Source organism: Pseudomonas sp. NFPP07 (assembly GCF_900115645.1).
Classification (GTDB): Bacteria; Pseudomonadota; Gammaproteobacteria; order Pseudomonadales; family Pseudomonadaceae; genus Aquipseudomonas; species Aquipseudomonas chlororaphis.
The window spans coordinates 1-15844 of sequence record NZ_FOXG01000019.1 but is presented as its reverse complement, the minus strand read 5'-3'; the positions used below and the strand labels follow the sequence as shown (position 1 = coordinate 15844).

Annotated in this window: 12 protein-coding genes, 1 tRNA gene and 1 pseudogene; all 14 read right to left on the bottom strand. The window is 55.9% G+C overall.

The window, feature by feature from the left end; all coding sequences use genetic code 11:
* On the bottom strand, positions 1 to 170 hold a 170-nt coding region (locus BM019_RS30135; RefSeq protein WP_235437042.1), incomplete at its 3' end, for a GTP-binding protein.
* 30 nt (positions 171 to 200) lie between these two features.
* Positions 201 to 2330, bottom strand: coding sequence for an elongation factor G (fusA, locus tag BM019_RS30130; protein ID WP_007925960.1), 2130 nt, complete (start codon positions 2328 to 2330; stop codon positions 201 to 203).
* A gap of 30 nt (positions 2331 to 2360) precedes the next feature.
* Positions 2361 to 2831: a 30S ribosomal protein S7 gene (rpsG, locus tag BM019_RS30125; RefSeq protein ID WP_007925959.1), complete on the bottom strand. Its 471-nt coding sequence runs from the start codon at positions 2829 to 2831 to the stop codon at positions 2361 to 2363.
* A 110-nt stretch (positions 2832 to 2941) separates the two neighbouring features.
* On the bottom strand, positions 2942 to 3313 hold the full coding sequence (gene rpsL / locus BM019_RS30120; protein WP_003186084.1) for a 30S ribosomal protein S12: 372 nt from the start codon (positions 3311 to 3313) through the stop codon (positions 2942 to 2944).
* A 200-nt stretch (positions 3314 to 3513) separates the two neighbouring features.
* Positions 3514 to 7713: a DNA-directed RNA polymerase subunit beta' gene (gene rpoC, locus BM019_RS30115; RefSeq protein ID WP_007925958.1), complete on the bottom strand. Its 4200-nt coding sequence runs from the start codon at positions 7711 to 7713 to the stop codon at positions 3514 to 3516.
* 64 nt (positions 7714 to 7777) lie between these two features.
* A complete protein-coding gene (gene rpoB, locus BM019_RS30110) occupies positions 7778 to 11851 on the bottom strand; it encodes a DNA-directed RNA polymerase subunit beta (RefSeq protein WP_007925957.1) in 4074 nt (1357 codons plus the stop codon).
* Between the two features lie 219 nt (positions 11852 to 12070).
* Entirely contained in the window at positions 12071 to 12436 is a 366-nt protein-coding gene (rplL, locus tag BM019_RS30105) for a 50S ribosomal protein L7/L12 (RefSeq protein WP_007925956.1), read from the bottom strand.
* A gap of 80 nt (positions 12437 to 12516) precedes the next feature.
* Entirely contained in the window at positions 12517 to 13017 is a 501-nt protein-coding gene (gene rplJ / locus BM019_RS30100) for a 50S ribosomal protein L10 (RefSeq protein ID WP_007925954.1), read from the bottom strand.
* Between the two features lie 198 nt (positions 13018 to 13215).
* A complete protein-coding gene (gene rplA / locus BM019_RS30095; RefSeq protein ID WP_007925952.1) occupies positions 13216 to 13911 on the bottom strand; it encodes a 50S ribosomal protein L1 in 696 nt (231 codons plus the stop codon).
* Entirely contained in the window at positions 13911 to 14342 is a 432-nt protein-coding gene (gene rplK / locus BM019_RS30090; protein WP_003176435.1) for a 50S ribosomal protein L11, read from the bottom strand. Before rplK ends, rplA begins: the two co-directional genes overlap by 1 nt.
* A 118-nt stretch (positions 14343 to 14460) precedes the next feature.
* Positions 14461 to 14994, bottom strand: coding sequence for a transcription termination/antitermination protein NusG (gene nusG, locus BM019_RS30085; protein WP_002555501.1), 534 nt, complete (start codon positions 14992 to 14994; stop codon positions 14461 to 14463).
* Positions 14995 to 15003: 9 nt separating this feature from the next.
* The gene (gene secE / locus BM019_RS30080; protein WP_092422714.1) at positions 15004 to 15372 is read right to left on the bottom strand and encodes a preprotein translocase subunit SecE; all 369 of its coding nucleotides are present in this window, start codon (positions 15370 to 15372) and stop codon (positions 15004 to 15006) included.
* A 45-nt stretch (positions 15373 to 15417) separates the two neighbouring features.
* Positions 15418 to 15493 (bottom strand) — tRNA-Trp (locus tag BM019_RS30075).
* Positions 15494 to 15547: 54 nt separating this feature from the next.
* Positions 15548 to 15844, bottom strand: a pseudogene (locus BM019_RS30070) (elongation factor Tu); the annotation flags it as partial.

Below are 15844 nucleotides of genomic sequence, written 5' to 3'. Positions count from 1 at the left end.
TTTTCTTCCGGGGCGCTGTCGATCTTGTCGAAGTCAACGCGAGCCGAACCGAAAACCTCGGAGCAAACACGAGTCAGTGCAGCGGTCAGAGTGGTTTTACCGTGGTCAACGTGACCGATGGTGCCAACGTTGACGTGCGGTTTGTTACGTTCAAATTTTTCTTTAGCCACGACAGTGAACCTCTTGCCTAAAGGGCTGGATTAGCCTTGTTTTTTAACGAGTGCTTCGACGATATTCGACGGAGCTTCGGCGTACTTGGAGAACTCCATGGAGTAGCTCGCGCGACCCTGGGACATGGAACGAACGTCGGTCGCATAACCGAACATTTCACCCAGCGGCACTTCAGCACGGATAACCTTGCCAGAGACCGAGTCTTCCATACCCTGGATCAGACCACGACGACGGTTCAGGTCACCCATCACGTCACCCATGTAGTCCTCAGGGGTTACTACTTCAACCTTCATGATCGGCTCAAGAACTACGCCCTTGCCCTTCTCACGCAGCTGCTTGGTCGCCATGGAGGCCGCTACCTTAAACGCCATCTCGTTAGAGTCGACGTCGTGGTAAGAACCATCAAACACGGTAGCCTTCAGGCCGATCAGCGGATAGCCGGCGACAACGCCGTTCTTCATCTGCTCTTCGATACCCTTCTGGATTGCCGGGATGTATTCCTTCGGAACCACACCACCAACGACCTCGTTGGCAAACACCAGACCTTCAGTGATATTGCCTTTTTCGTCGACGTCTGCCGGAGCAAAACGGATCCAGCAATGACCGAACTGGCCACGACCGCCGGATTGACGAACGAACTTACCTTCAACTTCACAGCCGACGGTGATCTTCTCGCGGTAGGAAACCTGCGGCTTACCGATGTTGGCTTCGACGTTGAACTCGCGCTTCATGCGGTCAACGAGGATGTCCAGGTGAAGCTCACCCATACCCGAGATGATGGTCTGACCAGTCTCTTCGTCAGTCTTGACGCGGAACGACGGGTCTTCCTGAGCCAGCTTGCCCAGTGCAATACCCATCTTCTCCTGGTCTTGCTTGGTTTTCGGCTCAACGGCCACCGAAATCACCGGCTCAGGGAAGTCCATACGCTCGAGGATAACCGGGCTGGCGGCATCACACAGGGTGTCACCGGTGGTGACGTCCTTCATGCCGATCAGCGCAGCGATGTCGCCCGCGAGCACTTCCTTGATTTCTTCACGCTGGTTAGCGTGCATCTGCACCATACGACCAACGCGCTCTTTCTTGCCCTTGACCGAGTTGATCACGGAGTCGCCAGACTGCAGCATGCCCGAGTAAACGCGCACGAAAGTCAGGGTGCCCACGAACGGGTCAGTAGCAATCTTGAACGCCAGAGCCGAGAACGGTTCGCTGTCGTCGGCGTGACGCTCGATTTTCGGAGCGTTTTCGTCGTCGATGTTGTCCGGATGGATACCCTGGATTGCAGGGATCTCGGTCGGAGCAGGCAGGTAGTCGATGACAGCATCGAGAACCAGCGGAACGCCCTTGTTCTTGAACGAGGAACCGCAGACAGCCGGAACGATCTCGCTGGCCAGGGTGCGCGCGCGCAGGCCTGCCTTGATCTCTTCGACAGTCAGCTCACCTTCTTCAAGGTACTTGTTCATCAGCTCTTCGTTGGCTTCGGCAGCAGCTTCAACCATGTTGGAGCGCCACTCGTTAGCCAGGTCCAGCATATCGGCAGGAATTTCTTCCTCGCGATAGGTAGTACCCTTGTCGTCGTCGTTCCAGTAGATAGCCTTCATCTTGATCAGATCGATCTGACCCTCGAAGTTATCTTCTGCACCGATAGCCAGCTGAACTGGAACCGGAGTGTGACCCAGACGGTTTTTGATCTGAGCAACAACACGCAGGAAGTTGGCACCGGCACGGTCCATCTTGTTCACGTAAACAACACGTGGAACGCCGTATTTGTTGGCTTGACGCCATACGGTTTCGGACTGAGGCTCGACACCGGAAGTACCGCAGAACACAACGACCGCGCCGTCGAGTACGCGCAGCGAACGCTCTACTTCAATGGTGAAGTCTACGTGGCCCGGGGTATCGATAACGTTTACACGATAGTTATCGTATTGGCCGCGCGAACCTTTCCAGAAGGTAGTTACAGCAGCAGAGGTAATGGTGATACCACGCTCCTGCTCCTGCACCATCCAGTCGGTGGTAGCAGCGCCGTCATGCACCTCACCCATCTTGTGGCTGAGACCTGTGTAGAACAGGATCCGCTCGGTAGTGGTAGTCTTGCCCGCGTCAACGTGGGCACAGATACCGATGTTACGGTAGCGGTTGATTGCTGTAGTACGAGCCATAAAGCCCTCGCAAAATGAATGATGCCGATATTAGAAGCGGTAGTGCGAGAAAGCCTTGTTGGCTTCAGCCATACGGTGTACGTCTTCACGCTTCTTAACTGCAGCACCCTTGCCTTCGGCAGCATCCAGCAGTTCGCCAGCCAAGCGCAGAGCCATAGACTTCTCGCCGCGCTTACGGGCGAAGTCTACCAACCAGCGCATTGCCAGAGCGTTACGACGGGACGGACGAACTTCGACCGGAACCTGGTAAGTAGCACCGCCAACACGGCGCGACTTCACTTCGACCAGCGGAGCGATGGCGTCGAGAGCTTTCTCGAAGATTTCCAGGGGATCGCTGTTCTTGCGTTCTTTAACTTTTTCCAGCGCGCCATAAACGATACGCTCGGCAACGGCTTTCTTGCCGCTTTCCATTACGTGGTTCATGAACTTGGCGAGGATCTGGCTTCCGTATTTCGGATCGTCCAGAATCTCACGTTTGGCTGCTACGCGACGTCTTGGCATGATAAGCCCTCAAACGGTCTTCAGGTTAGCTCGGGACAGTTGATCCAAAGGACTCGTGCCCGACCTTACTCTTATCGACTCAATAAAATAATTAACTGCAAAACGGCCGATTACTTCGGACGCTTGGTACCGTACTTCGAACGACCTTGGTTACGACCTTTAACGCCGGAGGTATCCAGGGAGCCGCGAACGGTGTGGTAACGAACACCCGGCAAGTCTTTTACACGACCGCCGCGGATCAGTACCACGCTGTGCTCTTGCAGGTTGTGGCCTTCACCACCGATGTACGAGGAAACCTCGAAACCGTTGGTCAGACGCACACGGCATACTTTACGCAGTGCCGAGTTAGGTTTTTTCGGCGTAGTGGTATACACGCGAGTGCACACGCCACGACGTTGCGGGCAGTTCTGCAGCGCAGGCACGTCGGATTTCTCGACGATACGCTTACGCGGCTGACGTACCAGCTGGTTGATAGTTGCCATCTACTAGCTCCACTGTTGTCTTTCGACATAAACAAAATGGCAGGGCGCAAGCCCCACCAAATTTAGGGGTACAAGAGTCTAAAGAGGATCTTGTCCCCAGTCAAGGCAAGGCCCCGGCCTCCCCTATCAACGGACCCCGACAAAATCGTCTTGATTCGTGAGCGGAAAAGCCAGGGCCCTATCTCAATCTACTGCAGACCTCAGTTACCGCTGGAGTTCAGCGCTTCGGTCAGTGCAGCTTCAACTTCACTTGCGCTTACGCGCAGAGGCTTGTCTGCATCACGGCGACGCTTACGCTCACTGTGATAGGCCAGGCCAGTACCAGCCGGGATCAGGCGACCCACGACCACGTTTTCTTTCAGGCCGCGCAGGTAATCGCGCTTGCCGGTTACCGCCGCTTCGGTCAGTACGCGAGTGGTCTCTTGGAAAGAGGCCGCCGAGATGAACGATTCGGTCGACAGCGACGCCTTGGTGATACCCAGCAGAACGCGGGTGAACTTGGCGACAAACTTGTCTTCGGTGTTCAGACGCTCGTTCTCTACCAGTACGTGAGTCAGTTCCATCTGGTCGCCCTTGATGAAGCTGGAATCGCCGGATTCAGCGATCTCAACCTTACGCAGCATCTGACGCAGAATGGTCTCGATGTGCTTGTCGTTGATCTTCACGCCCTGCAGGCGGTAAACGTCCTGGATCTCGTTCACGATGTACTTGGCCAGCGCACTCACACCCAGCAGACGCAGGATGTCGTGTGGATCGCTTGGACCGTCGGAGATAACTTCGCCGCGGTTTACCTGTTCACCTTCGAAGACGTTCAGGTGACGCCACTTCGGAATCAGCTCTTCGTACGGATCGCTACCGTCGTTCGGGGTAATGACCAGACGGCGCTTGCCCTTGGTCTCTTTACCGAACGCGATGGTGCCGCTGACTTCAGCCAGAATCGATGCTTCTTTCGGACGACGAGCCTCGAACAAGTCGGCAACACGCGGCAGACCACCGGTGATGTCGCGGGTCTTCGAAGTTTCTTGCGGGATACGAGCGATAACATCACCGATCGCGATCTTCGCGCCGTCCGCTACACCGACCAGGGCGTTGGCTGGCAGGAAGTACTGAGCAATTACGTCAGTGCCTGGCAGCAACAGATCCTTGCCGTTGTCGTCGACCATCTTCACGGCAGGACGGATGTCTTTACCGGCAGCTGGACGATCCTTCGCGTCAAGTACTTCAATGTTGGTCATACCGGTCAATTCGTCAGTCTGACGCTTGATCGTGATGCCTTCTTCCATGCCCACGTAGGTCACGGTACCTTTCATTTCGGTAACGATCGGGTGAGTGTGCGGATCCCACTTGGCCACGATAGAGCCAGCGTCGACCTTGTCACCTTCTTTAACCGAAATCACAGCACCGTACGGCAGCTTGTAACGCTCACGCTCACGACCGAAGTCGTCAGCGATCGCCAGCTCGCCGGAACGGGACACAGCAACCAGGTGACCATCCACTCGCTCAACGTGCTTCAGGTTGTGCAGACGGACGGTACCGCCATTCTTCACCTGAACGCTGTCGGCCGCGGAGGTCCGGCTTGCCGCACCACCGATGTGGAACGTACGCATCGTCAGCTGGGTACCCGGCTCACCGATGGACTGAGCAGCGATAACGCCGACAGCTTCACCGATGTTCACCTGGTGACCACGAGCCAAGTCGCGGCCGTAGCACTTGGCGCAAATGCCGTAGCGGGTTTCGCAGCTGATCGGCGAACGCACGATCACTTCGTCGATGCTGTTCAGCTCGATGAACTCGACCCACTTCTCGTCGACCAGAGTGCCGGCAGGAACGATGACGTCCTCGGTACCTGGCTTGAATACGTCACGGGCAATAACACGACCCAACACGCGCTCACCCAACGGCTCTACAACGTCACCGCCTTCAATGTGCGGAGTCATTACCAGGCCATGCTCGGTGCCACAGTCGATCTCGGTTACAACCAGATCCTGCGCCACGTCTACCAGACGACGAGTCAGGTAACCGGAGTTCGCAGTTTTCAACGCGGTATCCGCCAGACCTTTACGAGCACCGTGAGTCGAGATGAAGTACTGGAGTACGCTCAGACCTTCACGGAAGTTCGCAGTAATCGGCGTTTCGATGATGGAACCGTCCGGCTTGGCCATCAGACCACGCATACCGGCCAGCTGACGAATCTGTGCTGCGGAACCCCGCGCACCCGAGTCGGCCATCATGTACATCGAGTTGAAGGATTCTTGCTCGACTTCGTCGCCGTGACGGTCAATGACTTTCTCTTTCGAGAGGTTGGCCATCATCGCCTTGGATACTTCGTCGTTCGCTTTCGACCAAAGGTCGATCACTTTGTTGTACTTCTCGCCCTGGGTTACCAGGCCGGAGGCGTACTGGCTCTCGATCTCTTTCACTTCGTCGGTGGCGGCACCGATGATGCGGGCTTTTTCATCCGGGATAACGAAGTCGTTAACACCGATGGAAACGCCGGAAATAGTCGAGTAGGCAAAACCGGTGTACATCAACTGGTCAGCGAAGATCACAGTCTCTTTCAGACCAACCACGCGGTAGCACTGGTTGATGAGCTTGGAGATCGCCTTTTTCTTCATCGGCAGGTTGACGACGTCGTACGACAGACCTTTTGGCACAACCTGGAACAACAGCGCACGGCCGACAGTGGTGTCGACGATACGAGTGTTGGTCACGCTGCCGCCATCACGGTCATTGACGGTTTCGGTGATCCGCACCTTGACCTTGGCATGCAGCGCGGCTTCGCCGGCACGGAATACACGGTCAACTTCCTGCAGATCCGCGAACACACGACCTTCGCCCTTGGCGTTGATCGCCTCACGAGTCATGTAGTACAGACCCAATACAACGTCCTGCGACGGAACGATGATTGGCTCACCGTTGGCTGGCGACAGGATGTTGTTGGTCGACATCATCAACGCACGCGCTTCCAGCTGGGCTTCCAGTGTCAGCGGTACGTGCACGGCCATTTGGTCGCCGTCGAAGTCGGCGTTGTACGCAGCACAGACCAGAGGGTGCAGCTGGATAGCCTTACCTTCGATCAGTACTGGCTCAAACGCCTGGATACCCAGACGGTGAAGGGTCGGTGCACGGTTGAGGAGCACTGGGTGTTCGCGAATCACTTCGGCGAGAACGTCCCAGACCTCTGGCAGCTCGCGCTCGACCATTTTCTTCGCGGCTTTGATGGTGGTGGCCAAGCCACGCATTTCCAATTTGCCGAAAATGAACGGTTTGAACAGCTCGAGAGCCATTTTCTTAGGCAGACCGCACTGGTGCAGACGCAGGGTCGGACCTACGGTAATTACCGAACGACCGGAGTAGTCAACACGCTTACCGAGCAAGTTCTGACGGAAACGACCTTGCTTACCCTTGATCATGTCGGCCAGGGATTTCAGAGGACGCTTGTTGGAACCGGTGATAGCGCGGCCACGACGACCGTTGTCGAGCAGTGCGTCGACGGCTTCCTGCAACATACGCTTTTCGTTGCGCACGATGATGTCCGGAGCGGACAGATCCAGCAGGCGCTTCAAACGGTTGTTACGGTTGATCACTCGACGATACAGATCGTTGAGGTCGGAAGTCGCGAAACGACCGCCATCCAGCGGGACCAGCGGGCGCAGATCTGGCGGCAGAACCGGCAGAACGGTCAGCACCATCCACTCTGGCAGGTTGCCGGAACCCTGGAAGGCTTCCATCAACTTCAGACGCTTGGACAGCTTCTTGATCTTGGTTTCCGAGTTGGTTTGCGGAATCTCTTCGCGCAGACGGCCAATCTCGTGCTCCAGGTCGATAGCATGCAGCAGCTCGCGGACAGCCTCGGCACCCATGCGGGCATCGAAGTCGTCACCGAACTCTTCCAGCGCTTCGAAGTACTGCTCGTCGTTCAGCAGCTGGCCTTTTTCCAGGGTGGTCATGCCTGGATCGATAACGACATAGCTCTCGAAGTAGAGAACGCGCTCGATATCACGCAGGGTCATGTCCATCAGCAGGCCGATACGGGACGGCAGCGATTTCAGGAACCAGATATGGGCAACCGGCGAAGCCAGTTCGATGTGCGCCATACGCTCACGACGAACCTTGGCCAGTGCAACTTCAACGCCGCACTTCTCGCAGATCACGCCACGATGCTTCAAGCGCTTGTACTTACCGCACAGGCACTCGTAATCCTTTACCGGGCCAAAGATCTTGGCGCAGAACAGGCCGTCACGCTCAGGCTTGAACGTACGGTAGTTGATGGTTTCCGGCTTTTTAACTTCACCGAACGACCACGAACGGATCATCTCAGGCGAGGCCAATCCGATACGGATGGCGTCGAACTCTTCGACTTGACCCTGGTTTTTCAGCAAATTCAGTAGGTCTTTCAAGGCCTTTCCTCCTGGCGGAGCAGAGAGCGGGCAATCCTGCCCCGCTCTCGATTCGCGTCACGTGTTATTCGGTTTCCAGATCGATATCGATGCCGAGGGAACGAATTTCTTTGATCAACACGTTGAAGGACTCGGGCATGCCCGGCTCCATACGGTGATCGCCGTCCACGATGTTTTTGTACATCTTGGTCCGGCCGTTCACATCGTCCGACTTCACTGTGAGCATTTCTTGCAGAGTGTATGCGGCACCGTATGCTTCCAGTGCCCAGACCTCCATCTCCCCGAAACGCTGACCACCGAACTGCGCCTTACCACCCAGCGGCTGCTGGGTAACCAGGCTGTACGAACCGGTAGAACGAGCGTGCATCTTGTCGTCTACCAAGTGGTTCAGCTTCAGCATGTACATGTAGCCAACAGTAACCGGGCGCTCGAACTTGTTGCCGGTACGGCCGTCGGTCAGCTGCATCTGGCCGCTTTCTGGCAGGTCCGCCAGTTTCAGCATGGCCTTGATTTCGCTTTCCTTGGCACCGTCGAACACCGGAGTGGCCATCGGCACGCCGCCGCGCAGGTTCTTCGCCAGATCCAGGATTTCCTGATCGGAGAAGCTATCCAGATCTTCGTTACGACCGCCGATCTGGTTGTAGATCTCGTCCAGGAACTTACGCAGTTCCGCGACCTTGCGCTGCTCTTCGACCATGCGGTTGATCTTCTCGCCCAAACCTTTGGCCGCGAGGCCCAGGTGGGTTTCGAGAATCTGACCAACGTTCATACGCGAAGGTACGCCCAACGGGTTGAGGACGACGTCGACCGGGGTGCCATTGGCATCGTGCGGCATGTCTTCAACCGGCATGATCACGGAGACCACACCCTTGTTACCGTGACGACCGGCCATCTTGTCGCCCGGCTGGATGCGGCGGCGAATTGCCAGGTAAACCTTGACGATTTTCAGCACGCCTGGAGCCAGGTCATCGCCCTGCTGCAGTTTGCGCTTCTTGTCTTCGAACTTGTCGTCCAGCAGACGGCGGCGATCAACGATGTAGGCCTGAGCCTTCTCGAGCTGCTCGTTCAGAGCATCTTCAGCCATGCGCAGCTTGAACCACTGACCATGCTCAAGACCGTCGAGTACTTCGTCGGTGATTTCCTGACCTTTCTTCAGACCGGCGCCGCCTTCGGCTTTGTGGCCGACCAGAGCGGAACGCAGACGTTCGAAAGTGGCGCCTTCAACGATACGGAACTCTTCGTTCAGATCCTTACGGATCTCGTCGAGCTGGCTCTTCTCGATCGACAAGGCACGAGCGTCACGCTCCACGCCGTCGCGAGTGAAGACCTGTACGTCGATGACAGTACCCTTGGTACCGGTAGGTACACGCAGGGAAGTGTCTTTAACGTCGCTGGCTTTTTCACCGAAGATTGCACGCAGCAGTTTCTCTTCCGGAGTCAGCTGGGTCTCGCCTTTCGGAGTGACCTTACCGACCAGGATGTCGCCTGCGCCAACTTCAGCACCCACATAAACGATACCGGCTTCGTCCAGCTTGTTCAGTGCAGCCTCGCCCACGTTCGGGATGTCTGCAGTGATTTCCTCTGGGCCAAGCTTGGTGTCACGGGCCACACAGGTCAGTTCCTGGATGTGGATCGTGGTGAAGCGGTCTTCCTGAACCACACGCTCGGACAGGCAGATGGAGTCTTCGAAGTTGAAGCCGTTCCATGCCATGAACGCGATGCGCATGTTCTGACCCAGAGCCAGCTCACCCATGTCGGTGGACGGACCGTCGGCCATGATGTCGCTACGCTGAACCCGATCGCCCTTGCTCACCAGCGGACGCTGGTTGATGCAGGTGTTCTGGTTGGAGCGGGTGTATTTGGTCAGGTTGTAGATGTCGACACCGGCTTCGCCCGGTTCAACTTCGTCATCCGCAACACGAACCACGATACGGCTGGCGTCAACCGAGTCGATCACGCCGCCACGACGAGCCACGACGCAAACGCCGGAGTCACGGGCAACGTTACGCTCCATGCCGGTACCTACCAGCGGCTTGTCGGCACGCAGGGTTGGTACAGCCTGACGCTGCATGTTCGAACCCATCAACGCACGGTTGGCGTCGTCGTGCTCGAGGAACGGAATCAGCGACGCTGCAACCGAAACTACCTGCTTCGGCGAAACGTCCATCAAGGTGACGTCTTCTGGCGCCTTGACGGTGAATTCGTTCAAGTGACGAACAGCTACCAGCTCATCGATCAGCTGACCTTTGTCGTTCATGGTCGCCGAAGCCTGGGCGATCACGTGATCGGCCTCTTCGATAGCGGACAGGAACACGATCTCGTCGGTCACCAGACCTTCTTTCACCACTCGGTACGGGCTCTCGAGGAAGCCGTACTGGTTGGTGCGAGCATAGGCAGCCAAGGAGTTGATCAGACCGATGTTCGGACCTTCCGGCGTTTCAATCGGGCATACACGACCATAGTGAGTCGGGTGTACGTCACGAACTTCGAAGCCTGCGCGCTCACGGGTCAGACCGCCCGGGCCGAGTGCGGAGACACGACGCTTGTGGGTGATCTCGGACAGCGGGTTGTTCTGGTCCATGAACTGGGACAGCTGGCTGGAACCGAAGAACTCTTTCACCGCCGCAGCCACAGGCTTGGCATTGATCAGGTCTTGCGGCATCAGGCCTTCGCTTTCAGCCATCGACAGACGCTCTTTGACCGCACGCTCAACACGTACCAGGCCAACGCGGAACTGGTTCTCGGCCATTTCACCTACGCAGCGAACACGACGGTTACCCAGGTGGTCGATGTCATCGACGATGCCTTTGCCGTTACGGATGTCGACCAGAGTCTTCAGAACAGCAACGATGTCTTCCTTGCACAACACGCCCGAACCTTCGATCTCGGTACGACCGATACGACGGTTGAACTTCATCCGGCCGACCGCAGACAGGTCATAGCGCTCAGGACTGAAGAACAGGTTGTTGAACAAGGTCTCGGCCGCATCCTTGGTTGGAGGCTCGCCAGGACGCATCATGCGATAGATCTCGACCAACGCTTCCAGCTGGTTGGTGGTGGAGTCGATCTTCAGAGTGTCGGAAACGAACGGACCGCAATCGATATCGTTGGTGTACAACGTTTCGATACGCACGACCTGAGCCTTGGCGATCTTCGCCAGGATCTCGGTGTTCAGCTCGGTGTTGCACTCTGCCAGGATTTCGCCGGTGGCCGGATGCACGATGACCTTGGCGGTAGTACGACCCAGGACGTAGTCCAGAGGCACTTCCAGCTCTTTGATCCCGGCTTTTTCCAGCTGGTTGATGTGACGAGCGGTGATACGACGACCCTGCTCGACAATAACCTTGCCTTTGTCATCCTGAATATCGAGGACTGCAATTTCACCGCGCAGGCGCTGAGGCACCAGCTCCAGGCTCAGGCTTTCGCCGCGCACATGGAATACGTTGGTGGTGTAGAAAGCGTCCAGCACTTCTTCAGTGGTGTAGCCCAGCGCACGCAGCAGTACCGATGCAGGCAGCTTGCGACGACGGTCGATACGCACGAACACGCAGTCTTTCGGGTCGAACTCGAAGTCCAACCAGGAGCCGCGGTAAGGAATGATACGTGCGGAGTACAGCAGCTTACCGGAGCTGTGCGTCTTGCCACGGTCGTGGTCGAAGAATACGCCAGGGGAACGGTGCAGCTGGGAAACGATTACACGCTCGGTACCGTTGATTACGAAGGTACCGTTCTCAGTCATCAGGGGGATTTCACCCATGTAGACTTCTTGCTCTTTGATGTCCTTGATCGCTTTGTTCGACGATTCTTTGTCGAAAATGATCAGACGAACTTTTACCCGCAAAGGTACGGCGTAAGTTACACCGCGCAGCACGCATTCTTTGACATCAAATGCCGGTTCGCCCAGGCGATAACCGACATACTCCAACGCAGCATTGCCGGAGTAGCTGATGATCGGGAAAACGGATTTGAAGGCCGCATGCAGGCCCACGTCGCGGAACTGATCTTTAGTCGCTCCCGCTTGCAAGAATTCACGATACGAATCCAGCTGGATGGCCAGGAGGTACGGCACATCCATGACGTCCGGCAACTTGCTAAAGTCCTTGCGGATACGTTTTTTCTCAGTATATGAGTAAGCCATCAGCGTTCCCCAGCTTGGTCACCTGCTTATTTGGCCCCTCCCGACGGGAGCAGCCAGAAAATCGTGCAAACCCTTTGGTTTGCGCCACCGCACAGGGTGGTTACAGCACGTTAAAGGCACCGACCCAGTCGGCTGCCAATAACGGAAAAAGGCCGGTGGCAAGAGCCACCAGCCATCAGCCTCAGCTTAACGCTTGGGCTGGAGACACAAAGTCGATGCTTACTTCAGCTCGACTTTAGCGCCTGCTTCTTCCAGAGCTGCTTTGGCTTTGTCAGCGGCTTCTTTAGCAACGCCTTCCAGAACCATGGCAGGAGCGCCGTCAACTACAGCCTTGGCTTCTTTCAGGCCCAGACCGGTCAGTTCACGTACAGCCTTGATCACGTTAACTTTCTTCTCGCCAGCTTCGGTCAGCATGACGTTGAATTCAGTTTGCTCTTCAACAACAGCGGCAGCAGCAGCTGGACCAGCAGCGGCAACAGCAGCGGTAACGCCGAAGGTTTCTTCCATTGCTTTGATCAGCTCAACAACTTCCAGAACGGTTTTCTGGCCGATTGCTTCGATGATTTGCTCGTTAGTCAGAGACATGACTATAAATTCCTGTATTGGGGTGACAGCCTACGCAGCCATCAAATTAAACATATGATTTTGAAAGGGCTTGCAGTGCCTTAGGCAGCAGCAGCTTCTTTCTGGTCGCGAATGGCCGCCAGAGTACGAGCCAGCTTGCTGGTAGCGCCTTGGATCACGCTCATCAGCTTCGCAATAGCTTCGTCGCGAGTTGGCAGCGAAGCCAACACGTCGATCTCGTTTGCTGCGAGGTACTTGCCCTCGAACGCAGCTGCCTTGATCTCGAACTTTTCCTGACCCTTTGCGAACTCTTTGAAAATACGAGCAGCAGCGCCCGGATGTTCCTTGGAGAATGCAATCAGGGTCGGGCCGACGAACGCGTCGTTGAGCACGTCATATTGAGTGCCTTCAACAGCGCGCTTGAGCAGGGTGTTACGTACGACACGTACATACACGCCAGCTTCGCGGGCCTCTTTACGGAGTCCGGTCATAGCGCCTACTGTCACACCACGGGCATCAGCCACGACAGCGGACAGAGCGCCTTTGGCAGCCTCGTTGACTTCAGCGACGATGGCCTTCTTGTCTTCGAGTTTAATTGCCACGGGTTTAACTCCTGCTTGTTACCGTTTCATCCAACCGAGGCCGGATGTCGTTTTGGTGTCTGATTCGGTAAGGAACCGGGAGCACCATCTGCGTAGGCTTGTGGTTTAAGACTTGCGTCGCCTACGGTCTTGGATAGCCCCCGCCAGGCAGGGACCCCAATCTTTCAATTGACGCAATCTCTTGCGTCAACCTGTGTCTTATACGTCCAGCGAACCTTGGTCGATGACCAGACCTGGGCCCATAGTGGTGCTCAGGGTAACGCGCTTGACGTAGATACCTTTCGAGGAAGCTGGCTTGATACGCTTCAGATCAGCGATCAGGGCTTCAACGTTTTCCTTCAGCTTGACGGCGTCGAAGCCGACCTTGCCAACGGAAGTGTGGATAATGCCGTTTTTGTCGGTGCGATAACGAACCTGACCGGCCTTGGCGTTTTTAACAGCGCCAGCCACGTCTGGAGTTACGGTACCAACCTTAGGGTTAGGCATCAGACCGCGTGGGCCGAGGATCTGGCCCAGCTGACCTACAACGCGCATTGCATCCGGGGAAGCAATAACTACGTCATAGTTCAGGTCGCCGCCTTTCATTTCGGCAGCCAGGTCGTCCATACCTACGCGATCAGCACCGGCAGCCAGGGCAGCTTCAGCGGCTGGGCCTTGGGTGAACACAGCTACACGTACAGTCTTGCCAGTGCCGTGTGGCAGCACGGTAGCGCTACGAACAACCTGGTCGGATTTACGTGGGTCAACACCCAAGTTTACAGCGACGTCAACAGACTCGCTGAACTTGACGGTCGACAGCTCGGTCAGGAGAGCAGCTGCGTCTACGAAGCTGTAGGCCTTGCCCGCTTCAATCTTGCCGGCGATAGCCTTTTGGCGCTTGGTCAGCTTAGCCATTACACACCCTCCACGTTAAGGCCCATGCTACGAGCAGAACCGGCGATAGTACGCACGGCTGCATCCATATCAGCTGCAGTCAAATCCGCGTTTTTGGTTTTCGCGATTTCTTCCAGCTGAGCACGGGTAACGGTGCCAACCTTAACGGTGTTCGGACGAGCGGAACCGCTGGTCAGGCCAGCAGCTTTCTTCAGCAGAACCGAAGCAGGGGTGCTCTTAGTTTCGAAAGTGAAGCTGCGGTCACTGTAAACAGTGATGATCACAGGAGTCGGCAGACCTGGTTCAAGACCCTGGGTACGGGCGTTGAAGGCCTTACAGAATTCCATGATGTTCACGCCGTGCTGACCCAGAGCTGGACCGACGGGTGGACTTGGGTTGGCCTGTGCGGCCTTCACTTGCAGCTTGATGTAAGCAGTAATCTTCTTAGCCATGAGGCACTCCAATTACGGGTTCAAACGCCTGGAAAGGCTCCCCGGTTACTTGCGCGTTTATCCCAGTGACGACAAAACCCCACAGCCTTGGGCTGCGGGGTATGGGATTCTCGTTCAGTTATGCCTTTTCGACCTGACTGAACTCTAGCTCTACCGGAGTAGAGCGACCGAAAATGAGCACAGCCACTTGGATCCGGCTCTTTTCGTAGTTAACTTCTTCGACAGTGCCGTTAAAATCAGCGAACGGACCATCGGTAACACGGACAACCTCACCCGGCTCGAACAGAGTCTTAGGCTTGGGCTTGTCACTACCATCAGCAACACGACGCAGAATGGCTTCTGCCTCTTTGTCCGTGATTGGCGCAGGCTTGTCGGCAGTACCACCGATAAAACCCATCACCCGAGGAGTATCCTTGACCAAGTGCCAAGTACCCTCATTCATATCCATCTGAACCAGCACATAACCTGGGAAGAATTTGCGCTCGCTTTTGCGTTTCTGGCCATTACGCATCTCAACCACTTCTTCAGTGGGAACCAGAATTTCACCAAAGCCATCTTCCATGCCAGCCAGCTTTACGCGCTCGATCAACGAACGCATTACATGCTTCTCGTAACCCGAGTAAGCATGCACAACGTACCAACGCTTAGCCACGGGACACCCTTAGCCAACAATCAAGGAAACGAGCCAGCCGAGCAGGGAGTCAAGCCCCCACAACAGCAACGCCATAACCAGAACAACAGCCACTACGATCAATGTGGTCTGCGTGGTTTCTTGGCGAGTTGGCCATACGACTTTACGAATCTCGGCGCGAGCTTCCCTAACCAGTACAAAGAAAGACTTGCCCTTGGCAGTCTGCAGGCCTACAAAGGCAGCTACAGCAGCGATAGCAAGCAAAGCGAGTACACGGTACAGGATCGGCGAAGCAGAGTAATACTGATTACCGACAACGCCAACGACCACCAAAGCAACTACTACAAGCCACTTGAGCAGATCGAAGCGAGAGCCTTGAGCTTCAGCTTTAGGAGTCATCTATGAAGATCCTGTGAAAAGAAAGCCAGACACACCAAGTGAATCTGGCAGGTCAGGAGGGAATCGAACCCCCAACCTACGGTTTTGGAGACCGTCGCTCTGCCAATTGAGCTACTGACCTAAAAACAAAATCAGGCCGACCATTATGCCGGCCCGATGGAGATATATCAAGAACTTACTCGATGACTTTGGCTACGACGCCAGCGCCGACGGTACGACCGCCTTCACGGATAGCGAAACGCAGACCATCTTCCATCGCGATGGTTTTGATCAGAGTGACAGTCATCTGGATGTTGTCACCTGGCATTACCATTTCAACGCCTTCTGGCAGCTCGCAGTTACCAGTCACGTCAGTAGTACGGAAGTAGAACTGTGGACGGTAGCCTTTGAAGAACGGAGTATGACGGCCGCCTTCTTCTTTGCTCAGAACGTACACTTCAGCAGTGAACTTGGTGTGCGGCTTAACGGTACC

Coding starts and splice junctions, on each gene's coding strand:
- fusA (WP_007925960.1), bottom strand. CDS start 2,330: ATGGCTCGTACTACAGCAATCAACCGCTACCGTAACATCGGTATCTGT.
- rplL (WP_007925956.1), bottom strand. CDS start 12,436: ATGTCTCTGACTAACGAGCAAATCATCGAAGCAATCGGCCAGAAAACC.
- secE (WP_092422714.1), bottom strand. CDS start 15,372: ATGACTCCTAAAGCTGAAGCTCAAGGCTCTCGCTTCGATCTGCTCAAG.
- rpsL (WP_003186084.1), bottom strand. CDS start 3,313: ATGGCAACTATCAACCAGCTGGTACGTCAGCCGCGTAAGCGTATCGTC.
- rplK (WP_003176435.1), bottom strand. CDS start 14,342: ATGGCTAAGAAGATTACTGCTTACATCAAGCTGCAAGTGAAGGCCGCA.
- rpoB (WP_007925957.1), bottom strand. CDS start 11,851: ATGGCTTACTCATATACTGAGAAAAAACGTATCCGCAAGGACTTTAGC.
- rplA (WP_007925952.1), bottom strand. CDS start 13,911: ATGGCTAAGCTGACCAAGCGCCAAAAGGCTATCGCCGGCAAGATTGAA.
- rpsG (WP_007925959.1), bottom strand. CDS start 2,831: ATGCCAAGACGTCGCGTAGCAGCCAAACGTGAGATTCTGGACGATCCG.